The sequence below is a fragment of the Nocardia sp. NPDC057663 genome (assembly GCF_042799895.1).
Taxonomy (GTDB): domain Bacteria; phylum Actinomycetota; class Actinomycetes; order Mycobacteriales; family Mycobacteriaceae; genus Nocardia.
On record NZ_JBHVHX010000015.1, the window covers coordinates 132,794 to 153,405 of the forward strand.

General features: G+C 67.7%; 21 protein-coding genes. 18 read left to right on the forward strand and 3 right to left on the reverse strand.

Annotated features, from left to right (window positions below; genetic code table 11):
- Positions 1-336: 336 nt before the first annotated feature.
- A complete protein-coding gene (locus tag ACFVAV_RS26170) occupies positions 337-1,257 on the forward strand; it encodes an alpha/beta hydrolase (RefSeq protein ID WP_379037945.1) in 921 nt (306 codons plus the stop codon).
- A gap of 37 nt (positions 1,258-1,294) precedes the next feature.
- Entirely contained in the window at positions 1,295-1,546 is a 252-nt protein-coding gene (locus ACFVAV_RS26175; protein WP_379037946.1) for an AAA family ATPase, read from the forward strand.
- Between the two features lie 79 nt (positions 1,547-1,625).
- Here ACFVAV_RS26175 and ACFVAV_RS26180 read toward each other — a convergent pair whose 3' ends face one another.
- Positions 1,626-2,786, reverse strand: coding sequence for an acyl-CoA dehydrogenase family protein (locus ACFVAV_RS26180; protein WP_379037948.1), 1,161 nt, complete (start codon positions 2,784-2,786; stop codon positions 1,626-1,628).
- A 187-nt stretch (positions 2,787-2,973) separates the two neighbouring features.
- Here ACFVAV_RS26180 and ACFVAV_RS26185 point away from each other — a divergent pair, with 187 nt between their 5' ends.
- From ACFVAV_RS26185 to ACFVAV_RS26235, 11 genes are all read left to right on the forward strand, one after another.
- Positions 2,974-4,473, forward strand: a complete 1,500-nt coding sequence (locus ACFVAV_RS26185) for a CoA-acylating methylmalonate-semialdehyde dehydrogenase (protein WP_379037949.1) — start codon at positions 2,974-2,976, stop codon at positions 4,471-4,473.
- A gap of 6 nt (positions 4,474-4,479) precedes the next feature.
- The gene (locus ACFVAV_RS26190) at positions 4,480-5,619 is read left to right on the forward strand and encodes an acyl-CoA dehydrogenase family protein (RefSeq protein ID WP_379037950.1); all 1,140 of its coding nucleotides are present in this window, start codon (positions 4,480-4,482) and stop codon (positions 5,617-5,619) included.
- Positions 5,616-6,686 (forward strand): enoyl-CoA hydratase/isomerase family protein, encoded by a 1,071-nt coding sequence (locus ACFVAV_RS26195; RefSeq protein WP_379037951.1) that lies wholly within the window; start codon positions 5,616-5,618, stop codon positions 6,684-6,686. Before ACFVAV_RS26190 ends, ACFVAV_RS26195 begins: the two co-directional genes overlap by 4 nt.
- The gene (gene mmsB / locus ACFVAV_RS26200) at positions 6,683-7,579 is read left to right on the forward strand and encodes a 3-hydroxyisobutyrate dehydrogenase (RefSeq protein ID WP_379037952.1); all 897 of its coding nucleotides are present in this window, start codon (positions 6,683-6,685) and stop codon (positions 7,577-7,579) included. The genes ACFVAV_RS26195 and mmsB overlap by 4 nt, the downstream gene beginning before the upstream one ends.
- Positions 7,576-8,352, forward strand: a complete 777-nt coding sequence (locus ACFVAV_RS26205; protein ID WP_379037953.1) for an enoyl-CoA hydratase — start codon at positions 7,576-7,578, stop codon at positions 8,350-8,352. The genes mmsB and ACFVAV_RS26205 overlap by 4 nt, the downstream gene beginning before the upstream one ends.
- 32 nt (positions 8,353-8,384) lie before the next feature.
- A complete protein-coding gene (locus ACFVAV_RS26210) occupies positions 8,385-9,596 on the forward strand; it encodes an acetyl-CoA C-acetyltransferase (RefSeq protein ID WP_379037954.1) in 1,212 nt (403 codons plus the stop codon).
- Between the two features lie 2 nt (positions 9,597-9,598).
- Positions 9,599-11,764 carry a 3-hydroxyacyl-CoA dehydrogenase NAD-binding domain-containing protein gene (locus ACFVAV_RS26215; RefSeq protein ID WP_379037955.1) on the forward strand — a complete coding sequence of 722 codons (2,166 nt, stop codon included), beginning with the start codon at positions 9,599-9,601 and terminating at the stop codon, positions 11,762-11,764.
- 5 nt (positions 11,765-11,769) lie between these two features.
- Positions 11,770-12,438: a TetR/AcrR family transcriptional regulator gene (locus tag ACFVAV_RS26220; protein WP_379037957.1), complete on the forward strand. Its 669-nt coding sequence runs from the start codon at positions 11,770-11,772 to the stop codon at positions 12,436-12,438.
- A 38-nt stretch (positions 12,439-12,476) separates the two neighbouring features.
- Positions 12,477-12,974: an SRPBCC family protein gene (locus tag ACFVAV_RS26225; protein ID WP_379037958.1), complete on the forward strand. Its 498-nt coding sequence runs from the start codon at positions 12,477-12,479 to the stop codon at positions 12,972-12,974.
- 268 nt (positions 12,975-13,242) lie between these two features.
- A complete protein-coding gene (locus tag ACFVAV_RS26230) occupies positions 13,243-13,410 on the forward strand; it encodes a hypothetical protein (protein WP_379037959.1) in 168 nt (55 codons plus the stop codon).
- Positions 13,411-13,750: 340 nt separating this feature from the next.
- The gene (locus tag ACFVAV_RS26235) at positions 13,751-14,929 is read left to right on the forward strand and encodes a PucR family transcriptional regulator (protein ID WP_379037962.1); all 1,179 of its coding nucleotides are present in this window, start codon (positions 13,751-13,753) and stop codon (positions 14,927-14,929) included.
- A gap of 27 nt (positions 14,930-14,956) precedes the next feature.
- On the opposite strand, the gene ACFVAV_RS26240 is transcribed toward ACFVAV_RS26235, so the two are convergent.
- Entirely contained in the window at positions 14,957-15,208 is a 252-nt protein-coding gene (locus ACFVAV_RS26240) for a hypothetical protein (protein ID WP_379037963.1), read from the reverse strand.
- Positions 15,209-15,395: 187 nt separating this feature from the next.
- On the opposite strand from ACFVAV_RS26240, the gene ACFVAV_RS26245 reads away from it, so the two are divergent.
- Genes ACFVAV_RS26245 through ACFVAV_RS26255 form a run of 3 tightly spaced genes read left to right on the forward strand, consistent with a single transcriptional unit; the run spans position 15,396 to position 17,506 of the window.
- On the forward strand, positions 15,396-15,890 hold the full coding sequence (locus tag ACFVAV_RS26245; protein ID WP_379037964.1) for a nuclear transport factor 2 family protein: 495 nt from the start codon (positions 15,396-15,398) through the stop codon (positions 15,888-15,890).
- 9 nt (positions 15,891-15,899) lie between these two features.
- Positions 15,900-16,730, forward strand: a complete 831-nt coding sequence (locus tag ACFVAV_RS26250; protein WP_379037965.1) for an SDR family NAD(P)-dependent oxidoreductase — start codon at positions 15,900-15,902, stop codon at positions 16,728-16,730.
- 14 nt (positions 16,731-16,744) lie between these two features.
- Positions 16,745-17,506 (forward strand): glucose 1-dehydrogenase, encoded by a 762-nt coding sequence (locus tag ACFVAV_RS26255; RefSeq protein ID WP_379037968.1) that lies wholly within the window; start codon positions 16,745-16,747, stop codon positions 17,504-17,506.
- A 138-nt stretch (positions 17,507-17,644) separates the two neighbouring features.
- On the opposite strand, the gene ACFVAV_RS26260 is transcribed toward ACFVAV_RS26255, so the two are convergent.
- Positions 17,645-17,932, reverse strand: a complete 288-nt coding sequence (locus ACFVAV_RS26260; RefSeq protein WP_379037970.1) for a hypothetical protein — start codon at positions 17,930-17,932, stop codon at positions 17,645-17,647.
- Positions 17,933-18,146: 214 nt separating this feature from the next.
- Between ACFVAV_RS26260 and ACFVAV_RS26265 the strand changes: the two genes are divergently transcribed.
- Both ACFVAV_RS26265 and ACFVAV_RS26270 read left to right on the forward strand, forming a co-directional pair.
- The gene (locus ACFVAV_RS26265) at positions 18,147-19,802 is read left to right on the forward strand and encodes a bifunctional 3'-5' exonuclease/DNA polymerase (RefSeq protein WP_379037990.1); all 1,656 of its coding nucleotides are present in this window, start codon (positions 18,147-18,149) and stop codon (positions 19,800-19,802) included.
- Positions 19,803-20,115: 313 nt separating this feature from the next.
- Positions 20,116-20,607 carry an adenosine-specific kinase gene (locus tag ACFVAV_RS26270; protein ID WP_379037971.1) on the forward strand — a complete coding sequence of 164 codons (492 nt, stop codon included), beginning with the start codon at positions 20,116-20,118 and terminating at the stop codon, positions 20,605-20,607.
- Positions 20,608-20,612 lie beyond the last annotated feature (5 nt).

A 20,612-nucleotide genomic window follows, 5' to 3' on the forward strand; every position in this document is an offset into this window, starting at 1 on the left:
GAGTGAACAATTGTGCACTGACAACGTCAACGTTATCCGGTAACGGCGGTACCGACAACCTCAACTTGCCGCCGGGGTTCTACTTCCAGTCCGGCGGCGTGGTCGTTGTGTGCTCCAGCCCAAGGGATTCGAGCCATGGGGGTATCGGGAACCCGATCTCCCGCGTGCTGTGGAAGATCTGCCGCATCGACGGCGACGCCTCGCGCTATCGCAGCGAGCCCGCCCGCACCACCCGATCCCGTATCCGCTGACCAGTATCCGAGGTCGTCGTACTCCGTTTCGAGTGATGAGTGATTGACTCGGGTCTCCCTGACCGCATTCTCCGAACGGAGGCACATGGAAATCGGACTGAAGTGGCTGATCGACGAGAAACTCGACGTTCACGTCGAGGAGAGCCGGCAGTTCAACGCGGCATCGAAAGCTGGTGCGGGCCCGGCCACGGTCGAGGAGCTACAGGTGGTCAGAGCCCGCAAGGCGATGATCCGCGCGCCATCGGATCACCGGACTACCCAGCAGACTGCCGAAGCCGGCGGGCGCCGAGTCCCGGTCCGGATCACCCTTCCGCAGGACGCCGAGATCAGGGGCGCCTATCTCGACATCCACGCTGGGGGCTTCTATCTCGGATCCGCGGCCGGTGAGGATGCGCGCAACGCTCTGCTGGCCGACTCTCTCGGGGTGGCCGTGGTCAGCGTCGACTATCGGCTGGCCCCCGAGCATCCATGGCCCGCGGCTCCCGACGACTGCGAGACCGCTGCCCGCTGGCTGCTGGACCGAGCGGAGTCTTTGTTCGGGACAACGCAATTGGCGATCGGCGGCGCGTCGGCGGGATCCACGCTGGCCATGGCCACCCTGCTGCGCCTGCGAGATCGGGGCGTGGCCGATCGATTCGCCGGTGCCGTCCTGCAGTTCGGTGCCTATGACCTCAGCGGGCAATCTCCCGGCGGTCGGCTGTACGCCGACGAGTTCTTCATCGAGGCGTACGCGGGCCACGTCGCCGATCGGACCGACCCCGACATCTCTCCCCTCTACGGCGATCTCGGTGGGCTGCCGCCCGCGCTGGTGGTGGTAGGTCGTCTCGATATCCTCCTCGAGGACAACCTGGCCATCGCCGCCCGGCTGGCCGCGGCGGGCAACGAGGTGGACCTGCGGGTGTATCCGGAGTCCACGCACGCATTCACACACCGTCCGACCGGCATGGCCGCCACCGCTGTCCGGGATATCGAAGCCTGGCTTGCCTGCCGTTTGTCCGGGACATAGCTCGCCGCCGCCATCCTTCGCGGTGGATAATGCCGTCATGGCTGTGACGCGGCGGATTTCGGTGGTGGGGACGTCGGGATCCGGTAAGAGCACACTGGCACGGCGGATTTCGCGGCAGCTCGACATCCCGTACATCGAGCTGGACGCCATCCACCATCAGCCGGTCTGGACGACGCCGGCGGACCCGGCGTACCAGGACCTCGTCTTCGTCCGGTTGAGCTCCCGGCGTGCGGTGAGGGCATTTCTGGACGAGCTCGACGGTAGCCAGTCCACGGCACCTCGGTCCTGAGGACCTGCCGGACCCGCTCGCCCGCGCCTGCCTCGTCCCGATTCTCTCCAGGTGACCGAGTAGGCGCGGGCGCCGCGCGTCAGAGGAAGCGGGCGATGAGGTCCTTCATGACCTCGTTGGCGCCGGCGTAGATCCGCGAGATGCGGCCGTCGGCCCACATCCGGGCGATCGGATACTCCTCCATGTAGCCGTAGCCGCCGTGTAGCTGAACGCAGCGGTCGATCACCTGGGACTGCTGATCGGTGGTCCAGTACTTGACCATCGCCGCGGTCTTGACGTCCAGTGCGCCGCGCAGGTGCTTGTCGACGGCGGAGTCGACGAATGTGCGCACCACCTCGGCGATCGTCGCGCACTCGGCCAGCTCGAACCTGGTGTTCTGCATCGCGAACAGCGGCTTGCCGAAAGCGTTGCGCTGCTTGACATACGCCAGCGTCTCGGCGACGGCCGCCTCGATCGCTGCCGCGGCCGCGACGCCGCAGATCAGCCGCTCCTGGGGCAGCTGCTGCATCAACTGGATGAAGCCTTCGCCCTCGGCGGCGCCGAGCAGGTTCGCCTGCGGCACACGCAATCCGTCGAAGAACAGCTCGGTGGTGTCCTGGCCCTTCTGGCCGATCTTCTTGAGCAGCCTGCCGCGTTCGAAGCCGGGGGTGTCGTCGGAAACCTCGGCGACCACCAGCGAGACGCCCTTGGCGCCCTGGGTCGGATCGGTCTTGACCGCGATGATCAGCAGGTCGCAGTTGCGGCCGTTGGAAATGAAGGTCTTGGCTCCGGTGATCAGATAGTCGTCGCCGTCCTTGACCGCCTTGGTCGCGATGTTCTGCAGGTCGGAGCCGGTGCCGGGCTCGGTCATGGCGATGGCGCCGATCCACTCGCCCGACGCGAGCTTGGGCAGCCAGCGCTTCTTGTTCTCCTCCGAGGCGTAGGCCAGGATGTAATGCGGCACGATGCCGGTGTGCACGCCGAGCTGCATCGCGGAATCGCCGCCCTTGACCTGCTCGGTGAACAGCACGGCCTCGTGGGCGAAGGTGCCGCCACCGCCGCCGTACTCCTCGGGGATCGACATGCACAGCAGACCGAGCTCGCCGGCCTGGCGGTAGACCTCCCGGCTCGGGAAGCCCTGCGCGGCGAACTCCTCGCGGTGCGGCGCGACGGTGTTCGCGAAGAAGTTGCGGGCCAGTTCGGCCAGGCCTTGCAGCTCCGACTCGGCGTCGGTGCCGCGGTCGGTGTCGGCGGTGCTCATCGGGTTCCTCTCCCAGTTGTCGATGGACTGCGCACCAGAGTGAGCAGTTGTTGGCATTCTGTCAATAGAACGGCAAGATGTTGACAAACCGCCAATAGTGCTGCCATGGTATCAATTGATTGGACATCCAACTATTGGATCCCCATTCACCTGCGCCCTGGCGCACCGACCCACGACAAGGACTGGCATGGTTCGCGAACTCACCCACTTCATCGACGGACAGCACGTCAAGGGCGCCTCGGGCGCGTTCGGTGAGGTGTTCGATCCGAATACCGGGCAGGTGCAGGCCAGGGTTCCGTTGGCGAACACCGCCGAGGTCGAGGCGGTGATCGCCAACGCGGCGGCCGCGCAGCCGGTGTGGGCGGCGTTCAACCCGCAGAAGCGGGCCAGGGTCCTGATGAAGTTCCTGACCCTGGTCAACGACGAGATCGACAGCCTGGCGGCGCTGCTGTCGTCCGAGCACGGCAAGACCATCGCCGACGCCAAGGGCGACATCCAGCGCGGCCTCGAGGTGATCGAGTTCGCCGTCGGCATCCCGCACCTGCTCAAGGGCGAGTACACCGAGAGCGCGGGCACCGGCATCGACGTGTACTCGATGCGGCAGCCGCTCGGCGTCGTCGCCGGCATCACCCCGTTCAACTTCCCGGCCATGATCCCGCTGTGGAAGGCCGGTCCGGCGCTGGCGTGTGGCAACGCGTTCGTGCTCAAGCCGTCCGAGCGCGACCCGTCGGTGCCGCTGCGCCTGGCCGAGCTGTTCCTCGAGGCGGGTCTGCCGCCGGGGGTGTTCAACGTGGTCAACGGCGGTAAGGAAGCGGTCGACACGATCCTGCACGACCCGCGGATCAAGGCCGTCGGCTTCGTCGGCTCGACCCCGATCGCGCAGTACATCTACGAGACCGCGACCGCGAACGGCAAGCGGGCTCAGTGCTTCGGTGGCGCCAAGAACCACGCGATCGTGATGCCGGATGCCGACCTCGACGATGTCGCCGACCAGCTGATCGGCGCGGGCTACGGTTCCGCGGGCGAGCGCTGCATGGCGATCTCGGTGGCCGTGCCGGTGGGGGAGGAGACCGCCGACCGGCTGGTCGCCAAGCTGACCGAGCGGGTGCACAAGCTCAATGTCGGCCGGTCCGATGATCCGGGCGCCGACTTCGGTCCGCTGGTCGGGCGCGACGGCGTGGATCGGGTCAACGACTACGTCCAGATCGGTGTCGACGAGGGCGCCGAGCTCGTGGTCGACGGCCGTGGGCTGGTCGTCGAGGGCGCCGAGGACGGCTACTTCGTCGGCGCGAGCCTGTTCGACAAGGTCACCGCCGACATGCGGATCTACCAGGAAGAGATCTTCGGTCCCGTCGTGACCGTGGTCCGTGCCGAGGACTACGAAGAGGGTCTGCGCCTGGCGAACGAGCACGAATACGGCAACGGCGTGGCCATTTTCACCCGCGACGGTGACACCGCCCGCGACTTCGCCGCGCGCGTGCAGGTCGGCATGGTCGGCATCAATGTGCCGATCCCGGTGCCGATCGCCTACTACACCTTCGGTGGCTGGAAGCGTTCGGGCTTCGGCGACCTCAACCAGCACGGCCCGGACTCGATCCGCTTCTACACCAAGACCAAGACGGTGACCCAGCGCTGGCCCGCGGGGCTCAAGGAGTCCAACGCGTTCGTCATCCCGACGATGGACTGACCGGCTGTGTTCACTCTCAACGACGACGAACGCGCGATCGGTGAGACCGCGCGTCAGTTCGCCGACGAATTCCTCGCGCCGAACGCGCTGGAATGGGATGAGCGCAAACACTTCCCGGTCGACGTGCTGCGCAAGGCGGGCCCGGTCGGCTTGGGCGGCATCTACGTGCGCGAGGACGTCGGCGGTTCGCAGCTGCGCAGGCTCGACGCCGTGCGGATCTTCGAAGAGCTGGCCACCGGGTGCCCCGCGGTGGCGGCCTACATCTCGATCCACAACATGGCGACCTGGATGATCGACGCTTTCGGCACCGAAGAGCAGCGTCACCGCTGGGTGCCGGGGATGGCGTCGATGGAACTGCTCGGCAGTTACGCCCTCACCGAGCCGGGTGTCGGGTCCGACGCGGCGGCCTTGAGCACCAAGGCCGTGCGCGACGGCGACGACTACATCCTCACCGGCGCCAAGCAGTTCATCTCCGGTGCCGGCGCCAACGACGTGTACGTGATGATGGTGCGCACCGGTCAGGAAGGTTCGCGCGGGATCTCGGCGCTGATCGTCCCGGCCGACACTCCCGGCCTGACGGTAGGACCGAACGAGCGCAAGATGGGCTGGAACGCGCAGCCCACGCGCCAGGTGATCCTGGAGGACGCGCGGGTACCGGTGGCCAACCGGCTCGGCGCCGAGGGCGACGGTTTCGCGATCGCGATGAACGGGCTCAACGGCGGCAGGCTCAATATCGCGGCCTGCTCGATCGGCGGCGCGCAGGCGGCGCTGGACAAGACCGTGCCGTATCTGGCCGAACGCCACGCCTTCGGCAAGCCGCTGGCGCGCAACGAGGCCCTGCAGTTCGACCTGGCCGACATGCGCACCGAGCTGGAAGCGGCGCGGACCCTGCTGTGGCGGGCCGCGGCGGCGCTCGACGCCGGGGCGCCGGACAAGGTCGAACTGTGCGCGATGGCCAAGCGTTTCGCCACCGACGCCGGGTTCGAGGTCGCCAACAAGGCGTTGCAGTTGCACGGCGGCTACGGCTACCTGCACGAGTACGGCCTGGAGAAGATCGTCCGCGATCTGCGGGTGCATCAGATCCTCGAGGGCACCAACGAAATCATGCGGGTGGTCGTCGCCCGCACGCTGACAGGAGCGGCATGACCGACGAACCCGAAGTGCTGATCGCCGTCGAGGACGGTCTCGGCCTCATCGTCCTGAACCGGCCCAAGGCCATCAACGCGCTCAATCACGCGATGGCACTGGCGATCACCGAGGCGCTGCGCGCGTGGGCGGACGACGACGCGGTGCGCGCGGTCGTCGTCAGCGGCGCGGGCGAGCGCGGACTGTGCGCGGGCGGCGACATCGTCGCCATCCACGCCGACGCGAAAGGCGGTACGGCGGGCGCGGATTCGCCGACCGGGGTGTTCTGGCGCGACGAGTACATCCTCAACGCGCTCATCGGCCGCTACCCCAAGCCGTATGTGGTGATCATGGACGGGATCGTGATGGGCGGTGGGGTCGGCCTGTCCGGGCACGGCAGCCACCGTATCGTCACCGAACGCTCCCGGATCGGGATGCCCGAGGTCGGTATCGGTTTCGTGCCCGACGTCGGCGGCACCTACCTGCTCTCGCGCGCGCCGGGCGAGCTCGGCACCCACGTCGCGCTGACCACCGCGCGGATGAGTGCGGGCGATGCCATCGCGGCCGGATTCGCCGATCACTACGTACCGTCCGTGGCGATTCCGGCACTGCTCGACGCGCTGCGCACCACCGACGTCGACACGGCGATCGCGGCGGTCGCCGAACAGGCGCCACCCTCGGACCTGCTGGCCCAGCAGAGCTGGATCGATGTCTGCTACAGCGCCGACACCGTCGAGGAGATCGCGGCCCGCCTGCAGACCGCCGATTCTCCCGAGGCGACCAAGGCCGCCGATGATCTGCTGGCCACATCGCCGGTCGCGCTGAAGGTCACGTTGCGATCGCTGCGGGCCGCGCGGGAGCTGCCGAGTCTCGAGGCGGTGCTGGATCAGGAGTACCGGGTATCGATCGCCGCGCTCGGCTCGCACGATCTGGTCGAGGGGATCCGCGCCCAGGTCATCGACAAGGACCGCACTCCGCGGTGGGAGCCCGCGAACCTGGCCGAGGTCACCGACGCGCAGGTGTCGGCGTACTTCGCCGAGCTGGGCGACAAGGAACTCGGCGCGACCACACAGGAGGCACAGCGATGACCAAGAAGATCGGATTCCTCGGGCTCGGTCATATGGGCGCGCCCATGGCGGCGAACCTGGTGCGCGCGGGCTACGACGTGCTCGCCTTCGACCCGGTGCCCGCCGCGCAGGAGCAGGCGCGCGCCGACGGCGCGACCGTGGTGGCCGTCGCCGCCGAAGCCGCCGCCGACCGGGACGTGGTGATCACCATGTTGCCCAACGGCAAGCTCGTGCTCGACGTGTATGCCGAGCTCCTGCCCGCCGCGGCGCCGGGAACGCTGTTCATCGACTGTTCGACCATCGACGTCGCCGATGCGAAAGCCGCTGCCGCACAGGCGGTGGCGGCCGGTCACCGGCCGCTGGACGCCCCGGTCTCCGGTGGGGTGGCGGGTGCGACGGCGGGCACCCTCACCTTCATGGTGGGTGGCGCGCCCGCCGACTTCGCCGACGTGCGCGACGTGCTCGAGGTGATGGGCGGCAAGGTCGTGCACTGCGGTGACGCCGGTGTCGGCCAGGCCGCCAAGATCTGCAACAACATGCTGCTCGGGATCTCCATGATCGGGTTGTCCGAGGCGCTGGTGCTCGGTGAGCAGCTCGGCCTGAGCCACCAGTCGTTCTTCGATGTGGTCTCCACCGCCTCCGGCCAGAGCTGGGCGCTCACCAGCTACTGCCCGGTCCCCGGGCCGGTGCCGGCGAGCCCGGCCAACAACGACTACCAGCCCGGCTTCGCCACCGCGCTGATGTCGAAGGATCTCAACCTGGCCGCGAACGCGTTGCGCGCCAACGGGATCGACGGACAGCTCGGCGCACTGGCCGCCGCGATCTACGAGCGGTTCAACCAGACCGATGCGGGTCGCGACTTCTCCGCGATCGTCACCGACATCCGGGACCGCTCCGGGGAGGGATCCGAATGACCGAGTACGACACGATCCTGCTCGAACGTAAGAACCGCGTCGGCTGGATCACCCTCAACCGGCCGAAGGCGCTCAACGCGCTCAACACCCAGGTGCTCGACGACATCGTCGCCGCCCTGGACGAACTCGAGCGTGACGACGAGGTCGGCGCGGTCGTGATCACCGGCTCCGCCAAGGCGTTCGCGGCCGGCGCCGACATCAAGGAGATGCAGCCCAAGTCGTACATGGACATGTTCATGGACGATTTCTTCGCCCGCTGGGACCGGCTCGCGCAGTTCCGCAAGCCCACCGTGGCCGCGGTGGCGGGGTACGCGCTCGGCGGTGGCTGCGAGCTCGCGATGCTCTGCGACATCCTGATCGCCGCCGACACCGCGCAATTCGGTCAGCCCGAGATCAAACTCGGCGTGATCCCCGGCATCGGCGGTTCCCAGCGGCTCACTCGCGCGGTCGGCAAGGCCAAGGCGATGGACCTGGTGCTGACCGGCCGGAACATGGGTGCCGAGGAAGCCGAACGGGCCGGACTCGTCTCGCGCATCGTGCCCGCCGACGACCTGCTCGACGTCGCCGCCGAGGTCGCCGAGACCATCGCGGCCAAGTCACTGCCGGTCGTCATGATCGCCAAGGAAGCGGTGAACCGGTCCTTCGAGACCACCCTCGCCGAGGGAATCCGCTTCGAGCGCCGCGTCTTCCACTCGCTGTTCGCGATCGAGGACCAGAAGGAAGGCATGAGCGCCTTCGTCGACAAGCGCACCGCGCAGTTCACCCATCGCTGACCTGTCATCACACGACACAGTTTCGAGGAACCATGACCGAGGCATTCATCTACGACGCGATCCGCACGCCGCGCGGTCGCGGCAAGAAGAACGGCGCCCTGCACGGCGTCAAACCGCTCGACCTGGTGGTCGGGCTCATCGAGGAGCTGAAGGTCCGGTATCCCGGGCTGGATCCGGCGGCGATCGATGACATCGTCCTCGGCGTGGTCTCCCCGGTCGGCGACCAGGGCGCCGATATCGCCAAGACCGCCGCGCTCGCGGCCGGACTGCCCGACACGGTCGCCGGTGTGCAGCTCAACCGGTTCTGCGGTTCCGGGCTGGAGGCGGTCAACACCGCCGCGCAGAAGGTGCGCTCGGGCTGGGAACAGCTGGTGATCGCCGGCGGCGTGGAATCGATGTCGCGCGTCCCGCTGGGCTCCGACGGTGGCGCGTGGGCGATGGACCCGGTCACCAACTACCAGACCTACTTCGTGCCGCAGGGCATCGGCGCCGACCTGATCGCCACCATCGAGGGCTTCACCCGCGAGGACGTCGACGCGTTCGCGGTGCGGTCGCAGCAGAAGGCCGCGGCGGCCTGGTCGGGTGGCTATTTCGCCAAATCCGTTGTGCCGGTCAAGGACATCAACGGTGCCGTGCTGCTCGACCACGACGAATTCATGCGTCCCGGCACCACGGTGGAAAGCCTGGCCGGGCTGACGCCGTCGTTCGCGGCGATGGGGGAGATGGGCGGGTTCGACGCTGTCGCCCTGCAGCGTTACCACCACGTCGAGAAGATCGACCACGTCCATCATGCCGGTAACTCGTCGGGGATCGTCGACGGTTCGGCGCTGGTGCTCATCGGCAGCGAATCCGCCGGTGTCGCGGCAGGTCTCACGCCGCGTGCCCGGGTCGTGGCATCCGCGGTGAGCGGCAGCGACTCCACGATCATGCTGACCGGCCCGGTCCCGGCGACCGAGAAGGTGCTGGCACTGGCCGGGCTCACCGTCGACGACATCGACCTGTTCGAGCTCAACGAGGCGTTCGCCTCGGTGGTGCTCAACTACCAGAAGAAGCTGGCCATCCCGGACGAGAAGCTCAACGTCAACGGCGGCGCGATCGCCATGGGTCATCCGCTGGGCGCCACCGGCGCCATGATCACCGGAACCATGGTCGACGAGCTCGAGCGCAGGGGAGCGCGGCGCGCGCTGATCACCCTGTGCATCGGCGGCGGTATGGGCATCGCCACCATCATCGAGAGGATCTGACCATGACCGACACCATGATTGCCTGGGAGATCGGCGCCGACCGGGTGCTCGTGCTCACCATCGACGACCCGAACCAGTCGACGAACACCATGACCGAGGCGTTCGCGCGCGACCTCACCGCCGCCGTCGACCGGCTCGAAGCCGAGAAGGACACCTATGACGGTGTCATCCTCACCTCGGGCAAGGACACCTTCTTCGCCGGTGGTGACCTGAACCTGCTGATGAACGCGACCCCGGAGACCGCGCCGGAGATCGCGCTCGGCCTCGACACCTACAAGGCCGCGTTCCGCCGGCTCGAGCAGCTGGGCAAGCCGGTGGTCGCCGCGATCAACGGCACCGCGCTCGGCGGCGGCTTCGAGGTCGCCCTCGCCACCCACCACCGGATCGCCCTCGACGCCAAGGGCAGCCTGCTCGGCCTGCCCGAGGTCACCTTCGGCCTGCTCCCCGGCGCCGGTGGTGTCACCCGCACTGTGCGGCTACTCGGCATCACCAACGCGGTGCTCAACGTCGTCGGCCAGGGCCAGCGGATGAAGCCCGCGAAGGCGCTGCAGGTCGGCATCATTCACGAGGTCGCCGCCACCCGCGAGGAGATGTTCGACAAGGCTCGCGCCTGGATCGCGGCCAATCCCGAGGCGGTCCAGCCGTGGGATGTGAAGGGCTACAAGATCCCCGGCGGCACCCCGTCGAGCCCGGCCCTGGCGGCCAACCTGCCCGCCTTCCCGGCCAATGTCCGCAAGCAGCTCAAGGGCGCGCCGATGCCCGCACCGATCGCGGTGCTGGCCACGGCGGTCGAGGGCGCGCAGGTCGACATCGACACCGCCTTCGCCATCGAGACGCGCTACTGCACCAAGCTGATCTGCGGCCAGGTCTCGACCAACATGATCAAGTCCCTGTTCTTCGATCTGGGGACGATCAACAAGGGCGGCAGCCGCCCCGAAGGCTTCCCCGTGCGCACGCCGGAGAAGGTCCTCGTGCTCGGCGCGGGCATGATGGGCGCGGGCATCGCCTATGTGCAGGCCCGCGCCGGCATGCAGGTCGTGCTGAAGGACGTCACGATCGAGGCGGCCGAGCGCGGTAAGGACTACTCGCGCAAGCTGCTCGACAAGGCGCTGCGCAAGGGCGCGATCACCCAGGACAAGTACGACGAGGTCCTCGGCCGCATCCATCCGACCGCCGATCCGGCCGATGCCGCGGGCTGCGACTTCGTGGTCGAGGCCGTGTTCGAGGATCCGGGTCTGAAGAAGAAGGTGTTCGGTGAAATCGAGCACCTGGTGAACCCGGATGCCCTGCTCGGATCCAACACCTCCACGCTGCCGATCACCGATCTGTCCACCGGCGTGCAGCGCCAGGCCGACTTCATCGGCCTGCACTTCTTCTCGCCGGTGGACAAGATGCCGCTGGTCGAGATCGTCGTCGGCGAGCAGACCAGCGACGAAGCGATCGCTCGCGCCGTCGACTACACCCTGGCCATCAAGAAGACCCCGATCGTCGTGAACGACAGCCGCGGGTTCTTCACCAGCCGGGTCATCGGTCAGTTCATGGACGAGGCCATCGCGCTGGTCGCCGAGGGCGTGCACCCGGCCTCGGTCGAACAGGCCGCCACGCAGGCCGGGTACCCGGTGGGTGCGCTGGCGCTGGCCGACGAGATCAATATGAAGCTGGCCCAGAAGATCCGGCGCAGCCTGAAGGAAAACCTGCTCGCCGAAGGCCGTCGCTGGACCGACTCGAAGGCCTACCCGCTCGTCGACGCCATGGTCGACGACTTCGACCGGCCCGGCCGGCTCGAGGGCCGCGGCTTCTACGAGTACGACGCCGACGGCAAGAAGCTGGGCCTGTGGCCCGGGCTGGCGGAGAAGTACACCCGCTCCGACCACGGCATTCCGTTCATCGACATGCAGGAACGGATGCTGTTCGCCGAATCACTCGACACCGTGCGGTGTTTCGACGAGAACGTGCTGCGCACCGTGCCGGACGCGAACATCGGGTCCATCTTCGGTATCGGTTTCCCGGCGTGGACCGGTGGTGTCGTCCAGTACATCAACCAGTACGCGGGCGGGCTCGCCGGATTCGTGGCGCGGGCCGACGAACTGCGCGCCGCCTACGGTGATCGGTTCGAGGTCCCGGAGTCGTTGCGGGCCAAGGCCGCCGCCGGGGAAACGCTGGGCTGAGTGGCATGACGACGGACACGACTCCCCGGCGCCCGCTGCTGCCGGGCGCCGGGGCGGGGGTCACCTCCGCGCGCGGCGTGCGTGGCGACGGCAGGCGAGCGCACCGCAGGCGCGCCGTCGTGGTCGCCGCGCGGGACGTGTTCGTCGTCAGCGGCTATCACGGTGCGCGGATGGAGGAGATCAGCGCCCGCGCCGGGATCAGCAAACCGGTGCTGTACGACCACTTCGCGAACAAGCTGGACCTGTATCTCGCTGTGCTGCAACAGTATCTGGACCGCATGGTCGCGGGCGTCCGCTCCGCGGCCGCCGCCGGCACCACGCCGCAGTCCCGAGTGCGCGGCGCGGTATCGGCGTATTTCGACTTCGTCGACGAGGACCCGGGCGGTCACGTGCTGGTCTTCGAATCGCCGGTCCACAGCGAACCGAGTATCGAATGGCGGGTGCGCAGCGCCATGCGCGCCTGCGCGGATCTCGTTGCCACCGAACTCCGCGCGGCCGGTGTGGCCGCCGCACCCGCCGACATGTACGCCTGGAGCCTGGTGGGCACCAGCCACCTGGCCGCCCGCCACTGGCTCGACGCCGGCCGCCCGATCCCCAAGCAGGACGCCGTCGAGGTCACCACCGCGTTGTGCTGGAACGGGCTGTCCGGCTGCGGACCAGGTCTGCCCCACTGAAACACCCACCGCGACAGTCAGAACGGACGAAGACACCCATGCCATCGACCTACGCCCTGCACGAGTCCGATGATCACTTCCTTGCCACCGCCCCGAACCGCTATGTCCATGTCGTCGAGATCGCCGCGCCGCCGAGCGCGGTGTGGGCCGCACTGACCGCCGAGGACGCCTTGGTGTCCTGGTCGTCGGCCGTGACCGGCATGCGCTGGACCTCGCCGCGCCCGTTCGGCATCGGTACCACCCGAGTCGTCACCCTCGCCGGTGTCGCCGGACTGACCGAACGCTTCTACCGCTGGGACGACGAGCGCCGGATGACCTTCACCGTCGATTCCGCCACCATCCCCGGACTGCGTCGTTTCGCCGAGGACATCCAGCTCACACCCTCCACCACAGGCACCCGGCTGACCTGGACATTCGCCGTCGAAGGCGGTCCGGCGCTGCGGCCGCTGCTGCGCCTGACCGGTCCGGTGACCAAGCGGCTCACCGCCTCCATCGCCCAGGGCATCGTGCGATCGGTCGACGCCCCGGTGCGGTGATCAGGCACCGATCATGCGCGGCGCAACTGTAGTTCGCCGGACAGCCGTGCCGGTCGGCCTCAGCGCGAGCCGCTGAGGCATCGGCCGCGCTCGACTCGACGCGACGAGATGCCGGCACTCAATCTTGTGGATATCTCTGATGATTCGCCGAATGCTGCAGAGGAAGGCCAAAACCTGCGCGGACTATGGCTGTTTCCGGAGTTGGCTGTGATCTGATCGAGATGTCCCCGAGATGGGGATGTTTCACAGAATGCAATCGAGGAAATGTATGAACTCCAGAACTGCCCGTCCGCTCGCCGTCGCCGCGTTGGTGCTGTCCGCGTGCGCCCTGAGTGTCGGCACCGCCACCGCGGCTTCCCCGGCCCCCGTCGCGGGTTCGGTGGAAGTGTGCCTGCCCCTCCCGGTCGGCCCGCTCGAGATCAGCCTGTGCCTGTAACCGGCTAGCTGAAGTGCCTCCGGCGGTGGTGGATACCGTTCGCGGTGAGCAGGATTGCGCGGTTCTGCCCCGGATCCGCCACCGCCGGACGGCAGGTGGGTAGGTCGAACCGCCCGAAGGCGTTGTCGGAATCCATCATTGATCCGGATTTCCGTTGCTGTTTATCACAAGCGAAGGCCGGACGGTGGTTGTTACTTCGCGGTAGATTGGGGCCTTGCCCAGTGATCTGGGTGGGGAAGGATTCATCATGGCTGTCTCACCATCCATTGCGCCGTTCTTGACCGCAGCGGGCCGTCCGGTATCGAACCCTTTGAAGGATGTGCGGACGATATCCCGTCAGATGGTGGGTCATTTCATCGAGAATGTCGTACCGTGCGCGACACTGCCCGGCGAAGTACTCGACGGTGATGTCACCGCGGTGACCCGGGTGTGTCTGGAGCTGACCAGGGGCGTACTCGACGGCCGGGACCTCCCGGGGCGGCTGGAGCGAATCCAATCCGCGGCCGCCGACTGGGCGCGGGAGGGCATCCCGATCGATACCATCCACAATGCCGTGCACGAAGGCTTCAAGCTCGGTTTCGACCTCGTCGTCGCCGGAGTGACCAACCACGACCACGAGACGGTCGTCGGGGTGGCCCGGCGGCTGACCGACATCCAGAACATGATCACGTCGGCGGTATCCGCGGCCTATGTCCGGGAACTGCGCTCCGTCGTCAGTGAGCACCACACCGCCGTACACACGCTGACCTCGGCATTGCTCGGTGGTCAGAACACCTCGACGATGGCCAGGGAGTGCGGCATCACCGTTGCCGACAACTATCACGTCGTCGCGCTCGCGCTGCCGCCCCATGTCGAGGAGTTCATCCCGTCCCTCGACGGCAATGTGGTTGCCCGGCGCAAGCTGCGTCGCGTGCAGGCCGAGCTGGCGAACCGGTGCGTGGGCAAGGTGCTGTCGCTGTTGAGCGTCGACGGCGGCACGCTGCTGCTACCCACCTCGGAGTTCTCCGAACCGGAACTGGACGAGTTGATCGCCGGATTGTCCGAGGCGGCCCAGGTTCCGGTGCGCGCTGTGACGACGACCGCGGTACCCGCGGAAATCCCGCGTGCCGCCGAGCAGGTCCACGAACTGGTCGAAATAGTGGATCGGCTCGGTGGCCCGAGCAAGGTATATCGTCCGCATCAACTGGCCTTCGAATATCAGCTGACCAGGCAGGGCCCGGCCCGCGACTACCTGAGTTCGGTGGTCGATTCCCTCGAAGCGCATCCGGAACTGCTGCAGACGCTCGAGGTCTACATGTCGACGAATTTGCAGCGCTCGCGCACCGCACGCGAGTTGTTCATCCACACGAATACGGTGGACTACCGATTGAAGCGCATCGGCCAGCTGACCGGCTTCGACCTGAACGACGTCACCGGTCTGTGTTACCTGCGCGCGGCGCTGCTGATCCGCGCGCATCGCGGACTCGGCAAGCCGGAGAACCTTCGCGCCGAGGGCGAGACCAGTTCTCGCGCAGGGTAATCCGCGCGGCTACCAGGTACAGGCGGCCTATGCCGCTCGGACGGTGACCGTCGTGTCGGTGCTGGCGAATTCGAACACGCGCAGCCGTCCGGTCACCAGGTCGACCGTGTCGGCGATCACGCGTCCGGCGTGATGCGCGCCGCCGGCGAAGCTCGTGCTGATCACGCGATAGCTGCGACGCGCGGTGAGCACGACGTCACCCGATCTCAGCAGGCCGGCCGAGGTGTGCGCGCCAGGACAACTGTCGGCCGTCGCGTTGCGGCGGTTGACTCCGAGCAAACTCAGCACTGTGTTTCTCCCGTTGTGTACGTCGCGGAATTCGCGTCCCGTCACCGGATCAGCGAACGGGTATCGAGATCTTTTTACCCACGGGCAGTGGGTGGGAAACCGTCGTGACCGGCGTGCGTTCCCGATGAGCGGGAAGACGCGCAAGCGCCGACGTCAGCCCGGTCATACGGTGAGTCTCATGACGGCAACACCCCAGCCCGACGACCTGGCGACGCACCTCGCGCGGTTGGCGGCGATAGAGTCGATCACCGCGCTCAAGCACCGCTACTTCCGCGCCTGCGACGCGAAGGACCCCGAAGGGTTCCGCGACTGTTTCGTCGCGGTCGGCTCGGCACTGGACTACGGCGAGCTCGGTGCGATGGACGCCGACGGCATGGCGGCCGTCTTCGCCTCGATCGCCTTGCAGCAGGTGGACGGCAAGCACGCGATCCTCGACATGCACCACGGCGTGCACCCCGACATCACGGTGCGCGCGGACGGCACCGCGAGCGGCCGGTGGACGCTGCGGTTCCGCCAGGTCAACCTGATCGAGCGCACCGAAACCGTCGCCACCGGCGAATACGCCGACGAATACCGGGTGGAGGACGGCCGCTGGAAGATCGCGACGTGCACGTTCCACCGGTTGTGGGCGATCACCAGGCCACTCGACGACGCCTGCCGGATCGCGCAGTAGGGGCCGGACATGTCGAAGATCGCTCTGGTGACCGGCGCCAGCCGTGGCGTCGGCAAGGGAATCGCCCTGGCACTCGGCGCCGCGGGATGGACCGTGTATCTGACCGGACGTGGCAGCGCGGGTGACGGTGGGCCGCTGGAGGTGGCCGCCGCCGAAGTGAGCGCCCGCGGCGGCACCGGCATCGCCGTGCACTGCGACCATCGCGACGACGCGCAGATCGCCGCGGTATTCGCCCGCATCGCCGCCGAACAGGACGGACTCGACCTGCTGGTCAACAATGTCTGGGCCAATCCCGACGGTTTCGCCGGCTTCAGCGACCCGTTCTGGCAGCGACCCGTCGGTGACTGGGACACATTGATCGGCGTCGGCCTGCGCGCGCACTATGTCGCCTCCGTGGCGGCGGCGCGGCTCATGGTCGCGCGCGGCAGCGGCGTCATCGCCACTATCTCCTCGTTCGGTACCCGCGGCTATCTGCACTCGGTGCTGTACGGGATGTCGAAGGCGGGACTGGACAAGATGGCCTGCGACATGGCCGTGGAATTGCGTGGCACCGGTGTGAGCACCGTGTCGCTGTGGCCCGGGATCGTGCGCACCGAGCAGGTGCTGGCCATGGGGGTCGAGGACATCGAGGGGTTCCCGATCGCCGGTGCGGAGACGCCGGAATTCGTCGGCCGGGTTGTCCTGGCGCTGGCCACCGATCCCGAGATCGGCACCCGCAGTGGCAGCACGGTGATCACCGCCGAGGCGGCCGTCGAGTACGGGATCACCGATATCGATGGTGGACAGCCGGTGTCGCATCGCGAGGCCTTCGGTGGCGGCGCGGTCTTCGGCGTCCGATGAGAAAGGAATCTGGGATGGAGCTTTCGGGCAAAGTAGTACTGGTCACCGGTGGAGCGCGCGGTCTGGGCGCGGCCTTCGCCCACGGGATCGTCGCCGCCGGCGGCAGCGTCGTGATCGGTGACCTCTTGGACGAGGACGGCGCCGCCGTGGCGGGCGAGCTGGGGGAGCGTGCCCGGTTCGTGCACCTCGATGTCACCGACCCGGCGTCGTGGCAGCACGCCGTCGACACCGCTGTCGGTGCCTTCGGGAAACTGACCGGCCTGGTGAACAACGCCGGGATGACCGCCTCGGGTGTGCCGTTGGTCGAGGAGCCGCTCGAGACCTTCCAGCGGGTGATCCAGGTCAACCTGGTATCGGTGAACATCGGCATCCACGCGGTGGTGCCTGCCCTGCGGGCGGCCGGTGGTGGTTCCATCGTCAATATCTCCTCGGCCGCCGGGCTGGTCGGCCTGGCGCACACCGGTGCCTATGGCGCGGCCAAGTGGGGTGTGCGCGGGCTCACCAAGGTCGCCGCGGTCGAGCTCGCGCGCGACCGGATCCGGGTGAACTCGGTACATCCCGGAATGGTGCTCACCCCGATGACCGCGCCGACCGGAATCAGTCTGGCGGAGGGCGGTTTTCCGAACGCGCCGCTCGGCAGGGTCGGGCGGCCCGAGGAACTGGCCGGGGCGGTCACCTACCTGCTCAGCGACGCTGCCTCGTATACGACCGGCGCCGAGCTGGCTGTGGACGGCGGCTGGACGGCCGGCCCGCCGGTCGTCGACATCAACGGCTAGTTCCCCGGCGACCCGGTCCGCCAGGCACTGCGGGCGACCCGCGTCGGCGGCGGCCTCGGTGTCGTCGGCCTGCCACACGACGTCCAGCTCGACGGGGCAGACGTCAAGGCACTACTGCTGCCCGGTCACCACAGCCGTTCATCGGCTCGGCTCCGGTAGCTGGCACTCGGAGATCTTCGGGTTCGCCCCCATGTAGTTGAGGGGGCCCGCCACCAGCGTGACGGCGATCGTGCCCCAGGCGCGGCAGTCGATCGGCGTATTGATGAAGTAATTTCGCTGCATGGCCGCGACCATTCCGGCCCCGAACCAGACCAGCAGCAGCGTTGACAGCAAGAATCTGGCGACTTGATAGGGTGGCCTGGCGTGGATCTCTCGTACTTCGCGAATTTCCCGATCACGTCGATTCCGTCGGCCGCGCATTGTCATCGCATCCTCTCCGTTTGCGATCAATCACGCTGATACCCCATGTGAACAGCGGCAACCCTGTGGACACCACCACGACACGCGCACAGTTTGCCCTACCAACTGTGCGGCCCGGCAACCGGACAGTCAACGGTACGCCGCCGAAGCGGTGCCGAGGTAGGCGCCGCGACCGGGGTTGTCGGACCCCGGTGCCAGACTCGGTCACGTGCGATGGGCGGTGGCGGAGTGGGGTGACGGAGGTGCTCGTTTGTGTCCTCTCGAGCGGGACGGTCGCCCGGCAGGACCGGTGATCTACGAGCCGTCGCTGGCCGAGGCGGTGCGCTCGCGTCCTGAGGTCGAGCGGTGGGTGTGGCGATCCACCGCGGAGATCTACCGGACCCTGCTCGCGGCGGGCGTGCGCGTCGAGCGCTGTTACGACGTGCAGGCCGCGGAAGCCCTGCTGATCGGGCACGAGGAGGGCCAGGCGGGTCAGGCGCGTTCCCTGGCGGCAGCCTGGGCGCGCCTGCACAACCTGCCGGTCCCGCCGGATGCCCCCGCACGGGCTGCCGAAACCCAGCCGTCGCTGTTCGAGTCCGCACCGGTGCCGCTACCACCCGGCACGGACGAGCTCACCGCACTGCTGGCGGTCTACGCGGGTCAGGTCGCCAGGACGGCACAGACCGAGCACCCGGAACGAATGCGGCTGCTGCTCGCCGCCGAATCGGCGGGCATGCTCGTGGCCACGGAGATGTCGCGGTCCGGCATCCCGTGGCGCGCGGACGTCCACCGCGAGTTGCTGGACACCATGCTGGGTGAGCGCGTTCCGGGTGCACCGGAACCGCGCCGGATGGCGGAGTTGGCCGAGGAGGTGTCGCGAGCGTTCGGCGGCGCCGTTCGGGTCCGGCCCGACCTGCCCAACGACATCGTCAAGGCCTTCGCCCGCGCCGGGATCGTGCTGTCCTCCACCCGAAAATGGGAACTCCAGCAGGTCGACCACCCCGCCGTAGCGCCATTGCTGGCCTACAAGTCGCTGTACCGCCTGTACACCGCGCACGGCTGGTCCTGGCTCGAACAGTGGGTGCACGGCGGCCGGTTTCGTCCCGAGTACCTGCCCGGCGGTACGGTGTCGGGCCGCTGGACCACCAATGGTGGTGGGGCCTTGCAGATCCCGAAGGTGATCCGGCAAGCGATCCGTGCCGATCCGGGCTGGTGTCTGGTGGTCGCCGACGCCGACCAGGTGGAGCCGCGCGTTCTTGCCGCCGTGTCGCGCGACCCGGGGTTGATGGAGGTGGCTGGTCGCGGCGAAGATCTGTACGCGGATCTGGCGGCCCGCGGATTCGGCGGCGACCGCGCCCAGGCCAAGATCGCCCTGCTCGGCGCCATCTACGGCCAGACCTCCGGCGATGCCCTGATCCACCTGGCCGGCCTCCGTCGGCGGTATCCGGCGGCGGTCGCCTACGTCGACGACGCGGCGCGCGCAGGCGAGGAAGGGCGCCTGGTGCGCACGTGGCTGGGGCGCACCAGCCCGCCGCTGTCGGTCGTGTCACCGGAGGAACCCGATCCGTCCCAGGAGAATCAGGGAGGATTCGGCAGCAGCTCCGCGGCCCGAGCCCGGGGCCGGTTCACCCGCAACTTCGTGGTGCAGGGCAGCGCCGCCGACTGGGCTCTGCTGGTCTTGGCGGGTGTGCGCCATGCGATCGCCGGTCAACGCGGCGAACTGGTCTTCTTCCAGCACGACGAGGTGATCGTGCACTGTCCGGTGGAGGAGGCGGCATCAGTCACCGCCGCGATCGCCGCCGCCGCCGAGACGGCAGGCAGGCTCGCTTTCGGATCGACACCGGTGCGGTTCCCGTTCACCACAGCTGTAGTGGAGTGTTACGGGGACGCCAAGTAGGAAGGCCCCCACACAGAACAGTCCCCGGTAGTCTCCATCGAATCCATAAGCTTCAGTCGTCGCTGACAACTCTGGCATTCGATTGGCTTGCCGGGGGCCTGGCCAGATCCTGAAAATTTGTCACCGCAGTCAACAGACGTCTCCACTGACAGCGTGGCTCATTTCCGGTGTTCCGGTATATGTACAGTCTTCTCCGGATTTTCGTTCTGTCAATACCTGTGGGCGCCTGAATCTGGTCTTTTTCGGCCCATCGCGGCGGCGCGCGCAAATCGGTGCCGAGACGTGCTGTGCATCGGCATCGGTGCGGCGCAAAATGCTGGGTGTGGAGCTGACAGCCGTGCGTATCGACAAGCCGGATGATCTCAACGTCGTCATCGGGCAGGCGCACTTCATCAAAACCGTCGAGGACATGCACGAGGCGCTGGTCGGGGTCAGTTCCCACCTGCGGTTCGGGCTGGCATTCTGCGAGGCATCCGGGCCGTGCCTGGTCCGGCACTCCGGCAACGACGACGATCTGACCGAGCTCGCCACGACGAACGCACTTGCCGTCGGCGCGGGACACTCGTTCATCGTCTTCCTGCGCGAGGGATACCCGGTCAATGTGCTCAATGCGATTCGGCACGTCCCGGAAGTCTGCGGAATATATTGTGCCACCGCCAATCCCGTGGACGTGTTGATCGCCCAGACCGAGCTGGGCCGCGGAATTGTCGGAGTGGTCGACGGGTCCGCACCACTGGGCGTGGAAAATGCCGACGATCAGGCCGACCGTCGACAGCTTCTGCGTCAGATCGGCTACAAGTTGTAGGGACC